Origin of the sequence: Arenibacter sp. F26102, from assembly GCF_023015865.1 — a bacterium.
Lineage (GTDB): Bacteria > Bacteroidota > Bacteroidia > Flavobacteriales > Flavobacteriaceae > Arenibacter.
In genome coordinates, this window is record NZ_JALKBC010000026.1 from 16,869 (window position 1) to 37,801 (window position 20,933).

The following is a 20,933-nucleotide window of genomic DNA, read 5'->3' on the forward strand; positions in this document are numbered from 1 at the left end:
CGACAAAATAATGAAAGGAATTAAAGGAATTATCCCCGTAGTGATAGTATTGATTGTTTTTGTTGTTTCTGCGCAAGTAAAAAAAGTGGCATCGGAACCCAAAATTCAACAAGTGGTACCTTCCACCTTTCGAATGAATCAGAACATTCACAATTTACCCAAAGATGATGGGGCACAAGATGATCTCATTCAAAAATATGTAGATGGAGGTTATGGCGGGTTTGCTGTAAATGTGAGTTATAACGATTATCTAACCCCCTCAGGAATGAAGACCTTTAAAGCTTTCTGTGACAAAGCTAAAAAGGCAGATTTAGAACTTTGGTTATATGATGAACAAGGTTACCCTTCGGGCAACGCAGGAGGAAGAGTGATGGATAAAAACCCTGCTTGGGAAGCGATGGGTATATTCAAGCAGGACACCATCATAGCTGGTGGAAATATCGACTATGGCGTTCCGCCGGGAAAAGTTATAAAAGCAATAAGTATTCAGCATAAAGATACCGTGAACTTAATCTCACATATTAAAAATGGACGGTTGAAATATGATTTTCCTTCTGGAGCATCTAAGCTAATAGTGTTCTCGAAGGCGCCGTTATACGATTCTTTTCAAGCTTCACGGAATCCAGGAGTTCCAAAAGGAATATTAACGAGCCATTATCCTTCACTTATGATCCCTGAGGTGACAGAATCTTTTCTTGAAATAACACATGAGGCATATGTAGATCTTCTTGGAGAAGATTTGGGGCAATATTTTATAGCTACTTTCACGGATGAACCCTCCCTAATGGCAGTCTCTTTTCCTTTACAACAATGGAGTGTCATTCCATGGGCCGAAGTCTTGTCTGATGCGATTGAAACGCGGTATGGATACCGACCAGAGGATAGGTTGGTGGAATTATTCGAGGATGCTGGATCGACCGGACAGCAACTTCGATACCAATATTTTCATACGGTAGGAGAATTAGTTTCTACTAATTATTTTAAACGGATAAAAACTTGGTGTAATGAGCATAACCTTAAATCTGGAGGACATTTGTTATTGGAGGAGTCCATGATGGCACATGTTCCTTTGTATGGAGATATCATGGCCTGCTTTAGAGAAATGGATGCCCCGGGTCTAGATGCACTGAGTAACTTGCCGGAAAACACAGCAGTTCATGCTGCAAAGCTTGCTTCAAGTGCTGCTGAACTTTCTGGCGCTACTAGGGTCATGAGCGAACCCTGCCCTGTCGTGGATAGAAGAGAACTAGGTAAAGAACCTACCACAGAAGAGGTTCGAGGATTTATTAATATTCAATTTACAGGAGGGGTCACCGATTTTAATAATTATCTTAATTTAAGTAATGCCAATACGACTGAAAAAAAATCCTTTAATGAATACGTAGGACGTATCGCACAAGAACTTAGAGGAGGTCATGGAGCCGCTGAAGTCGCCTTGTTTTACCCAATTGAATCTTTATGGACGGCATTTGTCCCTGAGCCAACGCATATTGTTAGATGGGATACTATTGGTGGCGGGAATAGAAATGCCATTAAAATTGAACAGGCATTTCGTAATTCGGCCCGTCATCTATTTAAGAACCGATGGGACTATCATATTATTGATACTAAGGCAATCCAAGATGCCCGTGTTATAAACGGTAGACTCGTCCATGGTGCGCTCAGCTGGAAAATGGTCATCTTACCTCAAGTTAATACTTTACCAATTGATGTATGGGGAAAATTATATGAATTCGTGCAGGCTGGCGGATTTCTGGTTACTATGGGCGGCCCACCGGTAAATTCAACAACAGACTTTCCGGATACAAGAATGCAAGAAATTTCCAGTAAAGTAATGGCAAATGAAAATGTATTCAGTTTTCCAGACGGCAACTATACAGGTTGGGACAAGACCATTGGTAAAGCTATAAAGAAAGACATTTTATTATCTGATGAAGCTATCCCTATTCGATACACACGTCGGGTAATAGATGGAAAAAGCGTGTATTTTATTATTAATGACTCAGCTGTAAAACAGCAAACAGGCCTGTATCTAAAGCAACAATCCGATTACCTCTTTTTAGATCCTTTGGATGGGAAAACAAGAACGTTTAAAAATGGGCAGCAAATACAGCTGGAACCTTATGCGGGGATTATACTTAATGAAAAATAGATCTATTGTAAAAACGAAAACTAATTTATGATGAACACAAATTTTAATAAAAGTCTTTTTATTATTTCTGGGGTATTGATTTATTTTTTAATTCAACCTTGTTTTTCCCAAATCAATAATCACAAGGGATCAGAACAAAATAAAAAGCCAAACGTAATTGTAATTATGACCGATGACCAGGGTTATGGTGAACTTTCTGTCCATGGTAACCCCATCCTGAAAACACCTGAGCTGGATAAGCTACACTCCAAAAGCGCTCGTTTAACAGATTTTCACGTAGCCCCAATGTGTACACCTACTAGAGGACAGTTGTTAACTGGGATGGACGCGGCAAGAAATGGTGCTACTAATGTTAGTAGCGGGCGTACCCATCTTAAAAATGGACTAAAAACAATGGCAGATTATTTTTCTGAAAATGGTTATAATACCGGAATTTTCGGGAAATGGCACCTTGGAGATAATTACCCCTCAAGACCTGAGGATAGGGGGTTTAAGGAGACTTTATGGTTCCCTTCTTCACATATCGGATCAGCTCCAGATTATTGGGGAAACGATTATTTTGACGATGTTTATATAAAAAACGGACAAAGAGAAAAATATCAAGGATATTGTACGGATGTGTTTTTTGATAAAGCTAAAGAATGGATATCTGATTCCAAAGACAAAAATCTTCCCTTTTTCACCTATATCCCAACCAATGCCCCACATCAACCTTTTTACGCCTTGGAGAAGGATATAAAAGAAATGGAAGTAATTGTGGAAAACTCCGAGTTTTCATCAATGGAGGCAGATAAAAAATACAAATTTATTCGCTACCTGGCCATGATTCGAAACATTGATAAGAATGTTGGGGAGTTAATGGATTTCTTAAAGCGAAAAACGTTATTGGACAACACGATTGTTGTTTTTTTAAGTGATAATGGGAGTACCTTCGGACCCGATTATTTTAATGCAGGAATGCGAGGAGGGAAAACCGAATTGTACGAGGGTGGGCATAGGGTTCCCTTTTTTATAAGTTGGCCCAACGGAGCTATTAAATCTGGTGATGTTTCTGGGCTGTCGCAGGCACAGGATGTACTTCCTACCTTATTGGACCTATGTGGTATAGAACGCTCTAGTAGTGAGGATTTTGATGGCATAAGTTTAGCTTCCGCATTTAGTGGAGAAAGAAAAATTGACCCTAACAGATCAATAGTGATCAACTTTAGCCGAATGCCATTTTATTTTGATTACCCTTCTCCATATAGCAATTCGATGATGAGAATGGAGGGCGCTGCTGTTTTATGGAAAAATTGGCGTTTGTTAAATGATAATGAATTGTATGATTTAACTCAAGATCCACTGCAGCAAAATAATATTATTAATGATCACCCAACAATAGTAGCTCAAATGAGACTACAATCCTCAAAGAAGTGGGATTTGGTTAAGGACGTGGCCAATGTGCCACAGCGTATTATTATTGGTTCCAAGCATGAGGAATCAACAATGTTAAGTGCAAGTGATTGGATGGATGTCTTTTTAGATCAGCAAATTCAGGTTTCAAAAGGTCTCCAAAGGAATAGTTACTGGCTGTTGGAAATTGAAACATCGGGGGTTTATACCTTTGAATTAAGACGCTACCCTAAGGAGAGCGATATGATGTTAACTGCAGAAAAAGGGGACGCTAAAAGTCTGCCAATCCATGCGGCCAAAATATTTGTTACAACAGAATCTAACGAATTGAGGAAAAAATCTTTGGTAAAAGAAGGAGATAAAGGTGTGCGGTATACCTTTCAATTGGAAAAGGGTCCAATTGCCTTACATACCTGGTTTGAGGATGTTGATGGTGAGGGTTTAGCCGGTGCATATTACGTGTATGTTACAAAAACTAAATAAGAGATTTATATCAAATTATTTCATATTAATTCAAGTAATCGATGAAGAAAATTTTAAAACTTATTATTGGAGCGTGTTATTTTTTAATATTTATCCATAGTCCCTATGGTAAAGCACAAATGAGTGAGCCTATCCCGGTAATATTTGAAACAGATATGGGCAATGATGTAGATGATGCATTGGCTTTGGCAATGTTATTTAGATATGCGGATAAAGGGATGGTTCGGTTATTGGGAATAAGTAACAATAAACAAAGTTTGAGTTCAATTCAATATGTAGAATTAATAAAAGGAGCATACGGTTTTGAAAATACTCCTATGGCATCGGTAAAAACAGGAGTTGAAGGAGAAAACGAATCTCGTAATTTTGCTCGTAAAGTTATGGAGTATGAGAGGAATGGAGAAAAAGTGTATGCCAGTTCTGTTTCTGTTACTAGTTTTGATGAGGTAGAATCATCGGTTACTTTTTATAGGCGTTTATTAGCAGAGGCCACAAATAATTCTGTGGTGATTATATCCGTAGGATTCTCTACAAATTTATCGGATTTATTAGCATCGCAACCAGATCAATATTCTGATTTAACAGGTGTACAACTCGTGGCTAAGAAAGTGAAACTTTTAAGTGCGATGGCTGGTAATTTCAATATGCCGAAACAAAAGGAATTTAATATAAAGAGCGATGTGGATGCCGCTAGAAAAGTTTTTGCTAATTGGCCAACGGCTGTTTATATAAGTCCATTTGCAGTGGGTAGCAGTATTAGATTTCCAGGCTCGGCCATAGAAAAAAACCTTGGGTTCAAAGGCTTTCATCCATTGGTTACCGCGTATACAGAATATATAGAAATGCCCTATGATCGTCAGACCTGGGACCTCACCTCGGTATTAATGGCAGTAGAGCCCTCTTATTTTAATTTGAAAGGTCCGGGAAAAATGCACGTGGACAATGAGGGGTATACTAGGTTTGAACTAAATGATAATGGGATGCAATATTACATGGATATTCCGGATAAGCCGAAACAAATCAAATCTCGGTTTGTTGAGCTAATTATGAATGAGAATTAAGACGGATCCTCTATAATCCCACAACTTTTTGGGATCAATCTCAAAAGTTGTGTGTGAATTGAAAATAGAATAAGGTCTTTGCAATAAAACGAACAGCATTGGAATTGTCTATAGACCTATTAAAGCTTATACTGCCCGAACTATTAATAACCCACTTCGACCTGGCCTCCCATAAAACGGAAGACGGTACGCTCCATCTATATTTCGAAGAAAAAAAGGACACCCCTAAAGAGGAAAAGCACCGCATCTTAATAGCCCATGGCTTTCATAAAGAGATCGTCGTCCAGGACTTTCCATTACGGGGAAGGTCGGTCTTTCTCCACATCAGGCGACGCCGTTGGCTGGACAAGGCCACTGGCCAGGCCGTGCAAAGAGATTGGGATCTAGTGGCACAGGGGACTCGTATGACCGTAGAGTTCGCTGCTTTTTCAAAAGTACTTGGTCGATACTAGGGCTTCGGACTGCCGCACCATAGGCCATTTCTATGGGGTCAATGGCAAAAAACTACAGCGACAGTACAAAAATTATATGAGCGATTTTAAGGACTGGGAGCAAAAGGGACATGCCAAACAATGGCTCGTCTTTCCCAAAAATATGGGGCCTTACCTATCCATTGACGAAACGGCACTCTCCAAGGGCGAGCTCTATACAATTATAACCAACAAAAGGGCCAAGGGCAAGAAAGGGGCCATAGTGGCCATATTCTCCGGCACCAAGGTGGAGCCCATCATGGAACAACTGATGAAAATGCCCGCCAAGAAAAGGGCAACGGTCAAGGAAATCACCCTGGATATGGCGAACTCGATGAAGACCATCGCCAAGAAGTGCTTCCCTAAGGCAATACAGGTCACCGATCGCTTCCACGTACAGAAGCTGGCACTGGAAGCCCTTCAGGACATCCGGATCAAGCACAGATGGGAAGCAATAGACCTGGAGAACGAACAGATAAAACAGGCCAGGGCAAAGAACGGGACATTCGTCCCAAAAGAATTCAATAACGGGGATACAAGGGATCAAGATCAAAAGTTGTGTGTGAATTGAAAATAGAATAAGGTCTTTGCAATAAAACGAACAGCATTGGAATTGTCTATAGACCTTTTGAAATTTATACTTCCGGAACTATTAACGACCCACTTTGACCTTGTATCCCATAAAACGGAAGACGGTGCACTTCATTTATACTTTGAAGAAAAAAAGGACACCCCTAAAGAGGAAAAGCACCGCATCTTAATAGCCCATGGCTTTCATAAAGAGATCGTCGTCCAGGACTTTCCATTACGGGGAAAGTCGGTCTTTCTCCACATCAGGCGACGCCGTTGGCTGGACAAGGCCACTGGCCAGGCCGTGCAAAGAGATTGGGATCTAGTGGCACAGGGGACTCGTATGACCGTAGAGTTCGCTGCTTTTTTAAAAGTACTTGGTCGATACTAGGGCTTCGGACTGCCGCACCATAGGCCATTTCTATGGGGTCAATGGCAAAAAACTCCAGCGACAGTACAGGGATTATTTGAGCGATTTTAAGGGCTGGAAGCAAAAGGAACATGCCAAACAATGGCTCATCTTTCCCGAAAATATAGGACCTTACCTGTCCATTGACGAAACGGCACTGTCCAAGGGCGAGCTCTATACAATTATCACCAACAAAAAGGCCAAGGGCAAAAAAGGATCTATAGTGGCCATATTCTCCGGCACCAAGGTGGAGCCCATCATGGAACAACTGATGAAAATGCCCGCCAAGAAAAGGGCAACGGTCAAGGAAATCACCCTGGATATGGCGAACTCGATGAAGACCATCGCCAAGAAGTGCTTCCCTAAGGCCATACAGGTAACGGATAGGTTCCACGTACAGAAGCTGGCACAGGAAGCCCTTCAGGACATCCGGATCAAGCACAGATGGGACGCCATAGACCTGGAGAACGAACAGATAAAACGGGCAAAAGAAAAGAACAGGGCATTCGTCCCGAACGAGTTCAGCAATGGGGACACCAGAAAACAACTCTTGGCCAGAAGTAGATACCTCCTTTATAAATCGCCAAACAATTGGACGCAAAACCAATCCGAAAGAAGCAAAATATTGTTCGCCCAATATCCGGATATAAAGGTGGCCTTCGACCTGGTACAGGGGCTCAGGAACATATTCAATACGGCAACTTCTATACAAATAGCATATACAAAGCTGGCACATTGGTACAAAGACGTAGAAAATACGGGCTTCAGGGCCTTCAATACAATTGCCAATACTATATCGCTCAATTATAGATCGATCCTAAACTATTTTATAAATAGAAGTACAAACGCATCCGCTGAATCATTCAATGCAAAAATAAAAGCCTTTAGGGCTCAATTCAGAGGAGTCAAAAACGTAGAATCCTTCCTTTATAGATTAACTACAATATTTGCATAAACACAACAATTGTTCTTGACCCAAAGTGAGCGTAAAGATGTAATTTATAAAACCAAAAAAGGCTCCCAATTTCTTGGAAGCCTTGTCTTTGTTACTGTGGGCCCTACTGGGTTCGAACCAGTGACCCCCTGCTTGTAAGAAGGAGGATTATTGTATTTATTTGTTTCAAAATATATGTATAATACTGATTATCAACATTATGTATTTCATAAGGATTCATATTAAACCATATTATACCTGATTTTGAGTGCAAATTGAGTGCAAATTTTTATATCTTTAGAATATGAAAACGAACATCACTCTTTCCATGGACACAAGGCGTAAGCGCAAAGATGGTATGTGCCCGATTATCTTTAGACTAAGCCACCATCGAAAGACGATTGCCATTTCAACGGGATTTGCCGTTCCGCCCGAGTACTGGAACGAGAATAATCGCGAGGTCAAAAGGACCTATAATGGTGTGTCGTCCGTTGCGCGCTTAAATAACCTCCTTATCAAGAAAAAGACCGAATTACGGGATGGGATTAATGAATTAGAAGAAATTGGACAGCTCGGAGGGCTGAGCATCACCGAACTCAAAAACACTTTGACCAAGCCGACGAACACGATTTCCTTTTTTGATTTTACCAATCGATTAATAAGTGAAATGGAAGAAGCGAATCGTTTCGGGAACGCTAAAGCCTATAGATGTGCCCTTGGTTCATTGAAGAACTTCAATAAAAAGGAGTCTCTCCGATTTGAAGAGATGACCTACACTTATCTTAAACGATTTGAGACGGCACATTTGAAAAAAGGAAATAGTATAAATGGATTATCCATGTATATGAGAACGTTCAGAGCCATATACAACAAAGCCATACATCAGGGGGTAGTATCTGTGGATTCTTATCCTTTTAGGAAATACAAGATAAAATCCCAGCCAACGGCAAAACGGGCAATCAGCATAGAAAAAATAAGACGGATCCTTAATTTGGAATTAGAACCTGGTACGCCTTTATTTAACACCCGGAATTATTTTTTGTGCTCTTACCTTATGAACGGCATTTCATTTATTGATATGGCCTTTTTAAAACTGGATAATATCATAGATGGACGCATCCAGTACCGTAGACAAAAAACAGCCCGATATTACGATATTAAGCTAACTCCACAGTTATCATCGATTATGGATTGTTATTTAATAGGCAAGGACAAGACCGACTATATTTTTCCTATCGTAAAGCGCAAAGAAATGCAGGATCAATTTAAGGATGTCCAATGGGAAAGAAAGCGATATAACAAGCGTCTAAAAGAGATCGCCAAGCTTTGTGAAATTGAAGAGCATTTGACAAGCTATGTAAGCCGTCATTCCATGGCAACGAATCTTATCCTCAATGATGTTCCTATTAATGCACTGAGCAAAATGCTAGGGCACAGCGATATTAGTACAACTGAAATATATATTAAAAATCTCCCTACCCATATAATGGATGAATACCAGGAAAAATTGGAAATTTAAGTTTGGCATTAAAGCATGTAATAGTAGATTTCTTTTGAATTTTGTCGGGATTTATATTGGTGAAGTAGAATTTGTCCCATTTCCCTTATTCCCCCTATACACAAAAAAGCATCCCTAAGGGATCCGTATTTTAAATCAGCTAGTTCCGAACCGTTGAAACTAAGTGTTAAGTAATACTCACCTTTCTTGTCCCTATAATGTTTTATCCTGCCTAATTAATTGCCATTTTCTAATTCAATTATTATGGCCGGTCTGCTGGAGACATCTTTTTCACTTCGATAGAAGTAGGAGTTTTAAGTTGCTTAAAACATAACTTGCTATCTTCTCCGAAGATTAATATTTTTAATTCTTTTTTAATGATATATTACTCACGGGGGGTAGGTCTGATTTGTTCCTACTTTATAACAAAGAAAACTTCCTATTACCCAAATCCTATGTACCTATTTACATATATTTATATTAACATATTTGCATATATCCATATATCGTGACCTTGGCAATCCATTTATTCTTTGGTATATTTAATCATTCCAAATACAACCGGGAGGCCATGGAACATTTCAACGGACAAAAATGGATGTGGTAAGGGGGAAAAAGTCCTTATCCCTGACCGCGTCGGGATTAAGAACCAAATCCATCGGAGATTGATTAACTTTAGGAAAGACAAGGAAACAAGAATCCAAACCTAATTGCCCATTGGTGCCCTTAAGCCCTTAAGAAAGTTTAGGCGTGCAGCCCGTAGATTGGGAATTGACTCAACGACTACTAATGATAGACTATGGTTTGTATGGGCGTGCTGAATTCCATTTCCCACAAAATCTAATTGTCCTTACAAAAATAATAGATCCCAACGTGGAAGTAATTGATATTTGTTCCAGTGTAAATTAAGTGGCCGTCCCCGAGGTCAGTTAAATGGAACTAATATGCCGCTTTGGCAAGCCATTTTTCAATTTCTAGATTAAATACGTTAAGGTAGATGTTTTTTTTAAACAAAGTTGATGAGACACGTACAATTTAAATCTATTTTGACTTTTTTTCTTTCTTGACCGTTTCCGCAAAAGGTCCCTAAGAAATAGATTGGATTTATCTTCATTACCCTAGTCTTCATTTTCTATCTTTTCAATGTTGGGATGTTATGGTTTTTAGGACAGGTGGTTCCGGACATATTAAGGAGGATTGTATGACCCAATGGCCTTACTTTTGTTCTTCAAATCCCTCTGAGACTGGAGGAGGAGGCAAGAAAAATGAATCAATCTCATTAAACAGATAAAGAATGAAGATTTTTTTGTATTCATCCCTAATAGCCTCCTTTTTCTTGGCATCCAAGTTAAAAAAAGAATTCCCGTATCTTTTTTTGGATATACTATCCCGTACAAAATCAAGGGATTTATCGGCTTCCCTTATTGAGGATATAAACATTTCGCATTCTTGATATGTGATTTTTTCCTTTTCCGGACTCAACATAATCAAATCTATAACTCCAACATTCATACTTTCCCTCTTTAATGTTTCTATATAATTCTTCATTTCTACATCGATCTTGTCACTTTGATAATTTACCAAAAAAAAATCCTTTGTTATAAAGATTACAAAGTTCCCCTTATCCCCTCCGCCAATATCGGAAAAATCCTCAAATGCAGGCACCAGCCTATCGTTGATCTCCCTTATGACCAAACCTCTATCTGGGTAATTCTCCAACAGTTTTTCTTCAAACCTATCCACAAATTCATTATCCACTAACAAGTTATCGGAATTGAGTGCTCTCTCAAAAATCGACATAAAATCGTTCTGGCTTTCACATGAGGTATGTACAATAGATGAACTAATCAGTAATAATAGGAATAAATTTAAGCGGCTCATAATTGATAGGTTTATAACCAGATTTGCTTTTAACATGTTCATTGTATCTTTTTTTTGTAATCAATGGGGCATAAAGGTCGAACTTGGCCTTTGGATTTAAAGTTCTCATGTATTTCGCATAATTCGCATCCTTGAACGAGTAATTAAAATCCGCCCATGAAGTACCATGGTGGGAATGAGAGAAACGATTGATCGTGAAATTTCCAAAACCTCCTTTATTGGGATAGGGAACTACACCGGCTGATTTTTCGTGTAGAGTACCGATGAGGGCCATACGCCCGACATCTGTATTCGCATCGGCAAAGGACCATTCAGAGGAAGATCTGGCTCCGATCCATTCGTATAGTTTAAGTGCCTCGTTAATATTATTGGTTATGGCGTAATGTCCTTGTTTTGGTCTATTGGAATCATCTTTTCCCCAAATAGTTCTATCTTTTAATTGTGGCAATATACTTCTATCATTCACCCTAATCTCTTCTTCCCCGAACATCAGGTAATCAACTTCACTTCCGCCCTTCTCATCATAATATGTAATATTACCATCGGCATCCATTATGAACCTGTCAAAGGGTAGATTTATACCATAGGGTAGTTCAAAGTTATAATTATCACGTAGATCCGGCATTATGCTCGATGAGATTTTTTCGGAGCTTTTTTGCCCGCTGGATGGCGTTGGGACCTGATTTTCAGGAACGTTTTTGGCATAGTTCTTTTCATATTGGTTTTTCTCATGTACCGTTTTGGCTACGTTGAATATGGCATAAACCGCTATGGCGGCGCCCGCAGCGATCCATTCCCAAGCCTCGCCACTAGGATCCACGTAAATCAAAGGATTGTTCAGCACATACGAATACCGATTGTAGCTCAACGTACTATAGGGGTCCTGCACAAAATTATCGGGCATCAAAAACCGGTGCAGCATGGAATCGTAGAGCCGCCCGTTCATGTGCACCAGGCCAACGCCCTGCAGGTGCTCATGCCCTGTATAGCCACAGTCTAAAAAGCCCCCCCCGACCCCCGAAAGAGGTACTACTATCGCAATTAAAAAAACTATAAATACTACAATTTTTGATAGCCCTACCTTACCTGCATAAGCAAAAGCTTGCACAAAGTAAAGCCTCTAATAACATGCTCCTAAGGGTTATAAAAGAGTTTTGATAGGTTCAAATTTCAGATTTCCCAACTGGAGCTTTTCCATTATCTCCTTTATAGAATCACTTACAACAAGCATAGGTCTAGCATACCTTACCACCAAATTACCAGTTGCTTTTTTATTCGATATACCCATATGTTCCCATGTGGATAAAATATCAAATTGATGAATTAAATCTAAATCTCTTTTATTGTAAAGCAATTGGACCGGTAAGATTTTGGAAGGTGTATGATCTTCCAAATTTCCCATGACCATATCATTAAAATGACCATCCCTTTTACATACTTTACATTGGTTTTCTAATATCAGACCTTTGGTTTCATATGCTTTAGGTAACCTAATGGCAGAGAAAAAATGGTAAAATGGTAATTTATCTCCCCTTCTATTTGAAACATTTTTCAAATTTACTACATCAATATTTTCGTTAATCATTCGATTATAAAGGTTTTCGGAAATAATATAATCCCCATCCAACGTTTGAAAAATGTCCTTTAATGTTGTATCTATTTTGCTGCACCTTAACTTTTCCTTGACTATAGCTCCGGAACCACAAATTTCACATGCATTATCAAAATTATACTTTGTACCAAAATTTTCGCCGCTTTCACCAATAGGTTTTCCAGTATATGTAAAAACATAATATTTCATTTTTTTTCATTTTAAATATTTTAAGGCAGCAGTTAGCCATTCGGGATGATTGCTATAAGCTTGTTTATAAGCCGCTATAATTTGAGTTTTCGTATAGGTTTGTCCATAAGGCAATAACTGCTGTAAAGTTTTGGTCATAGCTGCATGGTCAGTACGAGTTAATATCACCGCAGGTGCATTTCTAGAAGATAATGCAAGACTTTTTAAATGACGTACTTCGGTTAAATGATGAGCTTGTATAACTCCTTTAAATCCTTTTGTCATCTTTGCAAGTTGTGCATAAGTACCAAGGTTGCCAATGGTCGGCGTAGGAACTATCCCCATAGTAGGAGCCACCCCGACAACATTTCCACCGTAATCATAGCGAAAACCATCAACAACTCCACCATACAAAAAATAATTTACTCCGCCCCATAAACCACTGAAATCCTGCTTGGGCGCCATCTCAAGCATGGATCTCGGCCCTGGGTCAATACCAGGAGACATTCCACCTCCCCCCGATGCACCAAAGATAACCAAATTATTGGGGCCGCCACCACTGCCCATGGGCATATCCGCATAATATACTTCTGGGGCGGCACGCCTACCGCCATCACCGCCACCGAACAACTTACGGAAGGGCTTGACAATATGTTTGTTCACCCACTTCTCCACGGGCTTCCCAAAATTCCTGTTCAACCATCGGCCGATTTGTGCGTCCTTTATCTCATCGGCCCAGCTACCAATGGCGGAAGCGACCAAGACAGCACCGCCCCAAAGCCAATTCCCGGTCCCGTTCCCTTCGGAATACTCCCCGCTAAAGTCGACGTACATGAGCGGATTGTGCATTACATATGCATACCTGTTGTAATTATGGGTATTATACGGGTCCTGCACAAAATTATCAGGCATCAAAAACCGGTGTAGCATGGAATCGTAGAGCCGCCCGTTCATGTGGATCAGGTTTACGCCCTGCAAATGCTCGTGCCCCGTATAGCCGCGGTCCAAGACGGCGAATTTCGTCAGGGCCGTATTGCTGCCGTCCGTCAACTTAACGATATTGCCCCAGGCATCAAAATGCCGCTTCTCCTTAAAAGTACCATTTTTGTCCGTTATCCCCAAGATGCTGCCCAAATAATCCCTGTGCAGGTAAAGGTATTGGGCCGTGGTGGTACTGCCCTGATCCGAATGGTAGATTACCGGCGAGGAATAGGCATCCCCGCCCACATAGGTAACGAAAGTAGTCCTACCCGTGGCCTTTTCCCATTTGATCTCCATACTTCCGTCTTCGGAATAGTACTTCCTAAAAGGGCGGTCCTCCTTGGTGGCTTGGGTACCACCGTAGTACATGGTGGCACGGCCCATTCCCGCATTGTACTGGAAGTTGATCCGGTCCTTGCCGTTCTCATAAATCTCCACAGGGCTTTTAAAGGCGTTGTAGGTGATATTCTGGGTAGTATAATTGTTGTAATAGGTCTCCCCGGTAGGGTTCAGGGTCAGTCCTGTACTCTGATAATTAGTGCTGTTATAGGTAAAGGTCCCTAGGTTTGAGAGGGTGTTGATGCGTCCCTTACTATCATAATTCTGGTTCTTAGCCCCGTTATTGTCGTTAAAGCTGAGCAACCGGTCCTGGGCATCATAGGTGAAATTTTCAGTCCAGGCAAATAGGCTGTTGGTGCGACTGTTGAGGATGCCCCGCTGCACATTAAAGTTAAAGGTGAGCTTCATCAGCTCTACTGGAGAGGTGGTTACGTTCTTTTGGGCAAGGGCCTGGGTAAGATAGCCATAGGTATCATATGTATTGGTACGTTTTAATGCCACTCCCATGGTAGAGGTGGTTACTTGCCCGCGGGCATTGAGGCCGGTTATGTTCCACAGTTCCTCGTTGGTAGTAAAGTCGTTCACGTTCTTTAACTGCCCGTTGGCATAGGTATTCTTTACCTTGATCTTGCTGAACTTGTTATTACTTAATAATCGGCCCTCACTTTCCTCGGTAGCCACGTTCCCAAAAGGATCATAAGTAAACCATTTGGTAAACTTGGCTTGGGTGTTGGTCTCAACGGTACTGGTTACCCGCTTATAACTGTCATAGGCAAAAGTGGTAGTCCCCGTATTGCCATCGGCATTGGTGGCCAGGGCAATACTCATAGGCAGCTTGCTGGTAGCATCATAGGTATAGTTGATGATCATATTGGTGCCGGCATCGCCCGTCACCTTTTTTTGGGTCAGCTTGCCAACGGTGCTATAGGTGTAATCGGTCACTCCTTTGGGGGTGGTTTCCTTGGTGAGCTCTCCAAAACCATTGTATGCATAGGTATAAGTGCCAGCGGAAGGATCTATCAATTTTGTTCTTCTCCCCCAGCCGTCCTGTTCTAAGGTTTGGGAGATACCGGAATAGGTACTGGACTTCATGGCCCCGTTGCCAAAATAGGTGTAGGCGATGGTGCCGCCCGGATCGGTAACCTGGGTCACGTTCCCCAGGGCGTTCTTGGTAGTGGCAACGGTCTTGGTACCGTCATTCACCGTAACCGTTTGTCCGGAATAGCTGATATTCGTAACCTTTCCGGTATAGGAGGTCAACGTTTTGGGCCTGCCGTACAGGTCGTACTCGGTAGTGTTCCATTGGCTTGCCGCCGAACCTATAAAAGGTTCGCTCTCCTTCCATACCCGATCGAACTTATCGTACTGGTAGCTTTTGTTCACCCATTGCCCTAAGACGTCGTTTTTACTTTCCTTGACCAACCTTTGGAGCGGGTCATATACGGCAATGGTACTGCCGCCGTCATCGGCGGTAAGGGTCACGGTATAGGTATTGGAGGTTTCCACATAGGTGGTATTGGCATTCTTGCCCAGATAGTCCGTTACCCTGATAAGCCGGTTCCAGACATCGTAAAAATATTGGGTAACCAATCCGTAGGGATTGGTCTCTTTTTTCAGGGTTCCGGTGGTGGTATTGTATTCGTAGGTAGTGGCCAGATTTTCCACATCATAACTTTTTAACAGATACCGGCCGGAAGTATCGTAATCGAACTTTAGCTGTCGTGCCGTTGCGCCGTTCGGAGTAACGGTCTTCGTCTTTATATTGCCAAAGATATCATAGGTAAAGGTCTCCGAATCAAAAGGGGTGCCGTTCCCCTTTGCATTTTTTGTAGTTACCAAGTAGCCTGAATAGACATAGTTTTCCTCTGTGGAGAAGGCATTGCCACCTATGGTGGTCGTATTCTTTTTGGTAAGGGGCCGCCCGATATAATAGTTGGTTCCCGTACTGTTACCATAAGTAAGGTCTGTAACACTGCTTCCCTGCCCGGAATAATCCACGGTAATCTTGGTGGGGTGGTTATAAGTATCGTAGAGGTAGCTGGTAGTGATAGCGGTACCGTCCAGGCCGTTCTGGAAAAGGTTGGAGGTATTGCTGAACTTGAATACCTTGTTCGCGGCCAGGGAGGAGGCGTTCACATAGGTAGTCTTTGCGATATAATCCGGGGGTATGGTATTAAGAGTAAAATAATTGGCCATGGAATAACTGCTGGATACTGCTCCGCGTTTGGAGATATCGTGCTTGGTAATGTTCCAGATCCGGTCCGAATCCTGGGTGCTCCAATCGCTGCGGGCAAGCCCTATAAAACCCATGAACCCGAGACCATCGGCATGGGCAACGGCGCCTTGGTAGGCGAAATGTTGCTTGATGGTAGTGGTTCCGCTCACCGAACGTTGAAGAGTGGCTACCAACTTGGTTCCCCTGGCCACATCAATATCCACAAAAGGATATACCTGATCCGATCGGGTCTCATAAAAAGCATACGTATCGCTCGCCTGAATATGGGGATCAAGGTCGCGATAGGTAATGGTATGGGTAACACCATTGTTATTGATGCTGTTGAGCAACATATCCTTACGGTTGTCCTTGCCAAAACTGAAAGCCGTAAGCCATTTGTTGCTAATGGTCACAAAATCCAAATTGTCATTGGGTCGGTCATAATTCAAAAAAATAGGGATGGGCAAATGCACCAGGTTCCCGGTCTTGGATTTGGACGCTATATACGAGAACATGGGCGTTACATCTGTCGCCGTTGAAAAGGTGTTATAGTACATCTTAAGGGTCTGGGTACCATTGGTGCTGCCATTGGTAGTTACCGTACTGTATTCGAGCATGTCCGTACGTCCGTCGCCGTTGATATCGGTGGGGATCAAATCGAACGAATTGATGGGGCTCGTTGCTATACTGTACTGCTTATAGGTAAACGGATGGCCCGATTCCCTTTTTACAAAGCCCGTCCCCAAGGAAAGAAACTGGGCAAAGGTAGTGCTATTATTGGCGGTAGGGACCATGAGGTCCGTTTTGCCATCCCCGTTAAAGTCGCCGGGAAAAATGGGATAGTCCGTCCGAATCCTGGTATCGGTAGTAGTCCACCGAAGGGAAAGGCTATTATTGGTATTTAGGCCATAAACATAGATCTTTCCGGTCTTTATGTGCAGGATCTCCGATTTTCCATCCCCGTCAATATCTACCGTAAGTAGATTATCCGCGCCTGTATAAGGTTCAGTCAGCGATCCTGCAAGATTGGCAAATCCTGTAGGAATCCTACGGTCCAGATTTATAAAATGGACGGGCGAGGTCGTAATCGTAGTACTCGTACATTGGCAAGGATCCGTAGTACAATAGGAATAGGTATAACCGGACCGACCAATGGCCATAACATCGGTCAGGCCGTCCCCGTTAAAGTCTCCGGAAATATAGTCCATGGGAATCCGGCTAGTGGTTGGGGGATCCGTACAGTACTGTTGATTAGAGGTTATAGGTGCGTACCATGACTTTTCATAATACTGTGCGGCCGGGTAATAGGTGTTCTGTCCGTTTACCTTAAAAAGCACCTGATTGGTCCCTGTATGGGTAATCAATCCAAAACCTTGGGCCTTTTCCAATTGATTCGTCGAATTGAGGTAGGTCATCGGGAAAATATCCTCAAAGATAGGAGTTGTAATCTGATCACCTATGTTGGTGTTGCCACTCCGTATATCCTTGAACAGCCAGATCTTATTACGTAGGTACTTTGCCTTGGGATAAACTATAAAATCCATTTTGCCATCACCATCAAAATCAAGGGGCACCATTTCGGCATTGCGCTGCTCAAGGTCTACAAGGTTCAGGCTGGTGGTTACGGCGGAATAATCCAAAGTCGATGGACTATCGGAATAAGAAAATACCACTGGACTATGACTTAGGGAATTGTCCCCGCTCTTCTCGGTAATACTCGTTAACCGTTCAAACCCTAACGTATTGAAACTATGGGCCAGCACATAATTGCGATAGCCAACGGTCCCTGTCTTCACATTGATCGTGGAGAGGATTTTCTTCCTACGGAAGTCCTGCCCCCCGATAAAAGCCTGCTCGGGCCGTTTGCGTGCCTTATAGGCAAAGGCTATCTCATTGGGAGCAGTACCTCCCGTTCTATGTCCATATTTTATAGTGGAGATGCTCAAGGAATTATCCTCCGTTATATAGGTATAATCGATAGTGACCCCCTGGGGGTCCTGCCAACTCGTAATGGCATAATCCGTCCTGGACCGGCTATTGGTGCTATTGCCGTATTGGGCTACGGAACCGTCGGGATAAGTGACCGTGAAGGACAGGGGGCCGTAGGCCGACCCATAAGTGGAGACCCCGTTCGAAACTATTTTCAGATTGGAGAAGTTTTCGGTCTCATAGACCGCCCCGTTGGCCCCATAGGTACCCGATTTCAAGAGCAGGCGTTGCCCGTCCAATGCAAAACGGTCCAAGTTGTCAAAATCGACCGGATCAATATTGTTGTCATGGAACTTAGTGGAAGGGATCCGAGTGATCACGGAAATGCCCGAAACGTTCCAACCAAAACCCGCAAGGCCATTGCTTCCCTGGCTATTGTACGAAAGTGCGATCGTAGGGACTACCCCATTGATTCCCGGCGGTACCTTGATGGGAACGGAATAGGTGGCTCCTCCAGTAAGGGAAACTGAAAGATCCCCGGTAGTTTCCGAGATTTCGGAACCTCCCGCTCCCGCGCCCATGGCTTCCATGTTCGTACCCATATCCACTTCCATTGGAGGGGCCGATTTGTCCTCGGTGCGTTCGACAACCGTAATAGGGGTCGCTTCCAAAGGGATTACGGTGTAATCGGTCTGGGCGTATACTCCAAAAGAACCTATGGAGAATACGGAGAAGATCAAAATCTTTTTCATCTGTTAATACTTATAGTTTTTCAAAGGTCAGATGTAATGTCCTCGTTATAATATCGGTTGGTTGGCAACAAATTGATAATGGACATTTCATACTTATTGGTTAGGTTATTATTAGGGAGATAACGGCCTTGAGCTCAGCTTTTGACTACTCTAATGGTCCGGCGCTCTCCGTTCTCGAACAGTACCTTGAGCAGGTAAAGACCAGGGGGATTATCTTTAAAATAAACGGGCTGCTCCCCTCGCACGGTATGGATAGGTATGGTGGACAAATGCCTGCCATCTACCGTAAACAGCTGTAACTCCTTGGGCTTTAAACGTTCATTGGGAAACCATTCCACGAACAGGATCTCCGATACAGGGTTGGGATAGGCGGTCATTTCAAAATCAAAAAGGTCGGATACTTCCTCCTCCACAGTGGCACCTACAAGTAGGGAATCCATTTCGGGCATAACGGCCTTTAAACAGGTAAGACATACCCGGTCCCTTAGGGTTTGGTTCCCGGCCGTATCATAGGTAAACTTAAGCTTTTGTTGCGCAACCAGATCGGTATGCAACAATATCAATAACGAAGAAAGTAAAAATATTTTCATAGGAAGAATTTTCCTGTTAAACATAGTTCAAATTTTGATTGGTAATACAACTTTGAGATCAAAATATTGTTAATTTTTTATTAAAATATTGTTAAAAATTATTGCATAAAGAAAAACGATAGATGGTTTCCCATAAATCCGGGATAATTATTAGTTAATAATCTCTCAAATAAGAATTTTTATTAAGAGATTTCTTCGCATTAAAAAAATGATTCAATTACATATACCTATCCTGAATTTCGTCCATATTAAGCCTAGACAACGAACAGATAAAACGGACAAAAGAAAAGAACAGGGCATTCGTCCCAAAAGAATTCAGCAACGGGGACACCAGAAAACAACTCTTGGCCAGAAGTAGGTACCTCCTTTATAAATCGCCCAACAATTCGACCAGGAACCAATCCGAAAGAAGCAGGATATTGTTCGATCAATACCCTGATATAAAGACTGCCTTTGACCTGGTCCAAGGACTCAGGAACATATTCAATACGGCAACTTCCATTCAAACGGCATATACAAAACTGGCCCATTGGCACAAGGACGTAGAAAATACAGGGTTCCGGGCATTCAATACGAATGCCAATACCATAGCCCTCAACTACAGGTCTATCCTAAACTATATTATAAATAGAAGCACCAATGCGTCCGCCGAATCCTTCAACGCTAAAATAAAGGCATTCAGGGCGCAATTCAGAGGTGTTAGAAATACAGAATTCTTCCTGTTTAGGTTAACTCAATTATTTGCATAAATATCCAAATGCCCAGAAATTGGACTTGATCCCAAATCAGAAAGATAGGGGACAGATATTGTTTAATGAATACCCAGAATTAAAGAAAGCTTATGGACTTGTTCAAGGCTTGAGGAATATTTTTAACCAAGCCATAGATATTAAAGTAGCTTACAACCTGAATTCGACGTAAGAAAGCAAGGTTTTCACAATAGAAATAGCGGAAAATTAGGTATATTTAAGTATCTGAAATTCAAATATTTAACCAACTTTCCGCTTATGATTTCCAAGGATAAAATTACTGAAATTTTCTGTTCCATAGATGAATTTTGCAAAGTTTTTGAGCCCGCCTTCCAAAAGAAGCTCATTTCCGATGGGAAAAAGTAAAGGAACAGGCCTTTTAGGATGTCACAGAGCGAAATCCTGACCATTACCGTACTTTTTCACATGAGCGGTTACCGGACCTTCAAACATTTTTATCTTTATTATGTCAAGGAGCATTTAAGGGACGAGTTCCCCGTTACGGTCTCCTACAACCGGTTCACCGAACTGATGCAATCCAATATGCTGCCCTTGGTGCTCTACATGAAGACCTGTTGTCTTGGCAATTGCACGGGAATATCCTTTGTGGACTCCACGCCCATAAGGGTATGCAAGAACAAGCGGATTAATGCCAACAAGGTATTCAAGGATATCGCCAATGTGGGCAGATCGACAATGGGATGGTTCTATGGCTTTAAGCTGCACATCGTGATCAACGATAAGGGGG

General features: G+C 42.0%; 15 protein-coding genes. 10 read left to right on the plus strand and 5 right to left on the minus strand.

The features are described from left to right. The first annotated feature begins 10 nt into the window (after positions 1-10). The 8 genes from MWU78_RS21470 (at position 11) to MWU78_RS21505 (ending at position 8,990) form a co-directional block, all read left to right on the plus strand. On the plus strand, positions 11-2,152 hold the full coding sequence (locus tag MWU78_RS21470; protein ID WP_247001728.1) for a hypothetical protein: 2,142 nt from the start codon (positions 11-13) through the stop codon (positions 2,150-2,152). 27 nt (positions 2,153-2,179) lie between these two features. Beyond that, entirely contained in the window at positions 2,180-4,027 is a 1,848-nt protein-coding gene (locus MWU78_RS21475; protein WP_247001730.1) for an arylsulfatase, read from the plus strand. Positions 4,028-4,068: 41 nt separating this feature from the next. Beyond that, positions 4,069-5,088, plus strand: a complete 1,020-nt coding sequence (locus MWU78_RS21480; RefSeq protein WP_247001732.1) for a nucleoside hydrolase — start codon at positions 4,069-4,071, stop codon at positions 5,086-5,088. A 98-nt stretch (positions 5,089-5,186) separates the two neighbouring features. After that, positions 5,187-5,540, plus strand: coding sequence for a transposase (locus MWU78_RS21485; RefSeq protein WP_247001734.1), 354 nt, complete (start codon positions 5,187-5,189; stop codon positions 5,538-5,540). Beyond that, a complete protein-coding gene (locus MWU78_RS21490; protein WP_247001735.1) occupies positions 5,527-6,129 on the plus strand; it encodes a transposase in 603 nt (200 codons plus the stop codon). The genes MWU78_RS21485 and MWU78_RS21490 overlap by 14 nt, the downstream gene beginning before the upstream one ends. Positions 6,130-6,165: 36 nt before the next feature. Beyond that, the gene (locus tag MWU78_RS21495) at positions 6,166-6,519 is read left to right on the plus strand and encodes a transposase (protein WP_247001737.1); all 354 of its coding nucleotides are present in this window, start codon (positions 6,166-6,168) and stop codon (positions 6,517-6,519) included. Continuing rightward, positions 6,506-7,492, plus strand: a complete 987-nt coding sequence (locus MWU78_RS21500; RefSeq protein ID WP_247001739.1) for a transposase — start codon at positions 6,506-6,508, stop codon at positions 7,490-7,492. The genes MWU78_RS21495 and MWU78_RS21500 overlap by 14 nt, the downstream gene beginning before the upstream one ends. Before the next feature lie 283 nt (positions 7,493-7,775). After that, positions 7,776-8,990: a site-specific integrase gene (locus MWU78_RS21505; RefSeq protein ID WP_247001741.1), complete on the plus strand. Its 1,215-nt coding sequence runs from the start codon at positions 7,776-7,778 to the stop codon at positions 8,988-8,990. Between the two features lie 1,194 nt (positions 8,991-10,184). On the opposite strand, the gene MWU78_RS21510 is transcribed toward MWU78_RS21505, so the two are convergent. The 5 genes from MWU78_RS21510 to MWU78_RS21530 all read right to left on the minus strand — a co-directional run bounded on the left by MWU78_RS21510 (position 10,185) and on the right by MWU78_RS21530 (position 19,436). Beyond that, positions 10,185-10,850: a hypothetical protein gene (locus MWU78_RS21510; RefSeq protein ID WP_247001743.1), complete on the minus strand. Its 666-nt coding sequence runs from the start codon at positions 10,848-10,850 to the stop codon at positions 10,185-10,187. Further along, positions 10,813-11,958 (minus strand): RHS repeat-associated core domain-containing protein, encoded by a 1,146-nt coding sequence (locus tag MWU78_RS21515; protein WP_247001745.1) that lies wholly within the window; start codon positions 11,956-11,958, stop codon positions 10,813-10,815. The genes MWU78_RS21510 and MWU78_RS21515 overlap by 38 nt, the downstream gene beginning before the upstream one ends. Positions 11,959-11,991: 33 nt before the next feature. Then, positions 11,992-12,651: a hypothetical protein gene (locus MWU78_RS21520; RefSeq protein ID WP_247001747.1), complete on the minus strand. Its 660-nt coding sequence runs from the start codon at positions 12,649-12,651 to the stop codon at positions 11,992-11,994. A gap of 6 nt (positions 12,652-12,657) precedes the next feature. Continuing rightward, positions 12,658-18,846 carry an FG-GAP-like repeat-containing protein gene (locus MWU78_RS21525; RefSeq protein ID WP_247001750.1) on the minus strand — a complete coding sequence of 2,063 codons (6,189 nt, stop codon included), beginning with the start codon at positions 18,844-18,846 and terminating at the stop codon, positions 12,658-12,660. Between the two features lie 134 nt (positions 18,847-18,980). Beyond that, on the minus strand, positions 18,981-19,436 hold the full coding sequence (locus MWU78_RS21530; RefSeq protein ID WP_247001752.1) for a T9SS type A sorting domain-containing protein: 456 nt from the start codon (positions 19,434-19,436) through the stop codon (positions 18,981-18,983). 269 nt (positions 19,437-19,705) lie between these two features. Between MWU78_RS21530 and MWU78_RS21535 the strand changes: the two genes are divergently transcribed. Both MWU78_RS21535 and MWU78_RS21540 read left to right on the plus strand, forming a co-directional pair. Continuing rightward, positions 19,706-20,185 (plus strand): transposase, encoded by a 480-nt coding sequence (locus MWU78_RS21535; protein WP_348647130.1) that lies wholly within the window; start codon positions 19,706-19,708, stop codon positions 20,183-20,185. A gap of 384 nt (positions 20,186-20,569) precedes the next feature. After that, positions 20,570-20,933 (plus strand): transposase (locus tag MWU78_RS21540; RefSeq protein ID WP_281503889.1); only part of this gene is annotated, 364 nt, incomplete at its 3' end.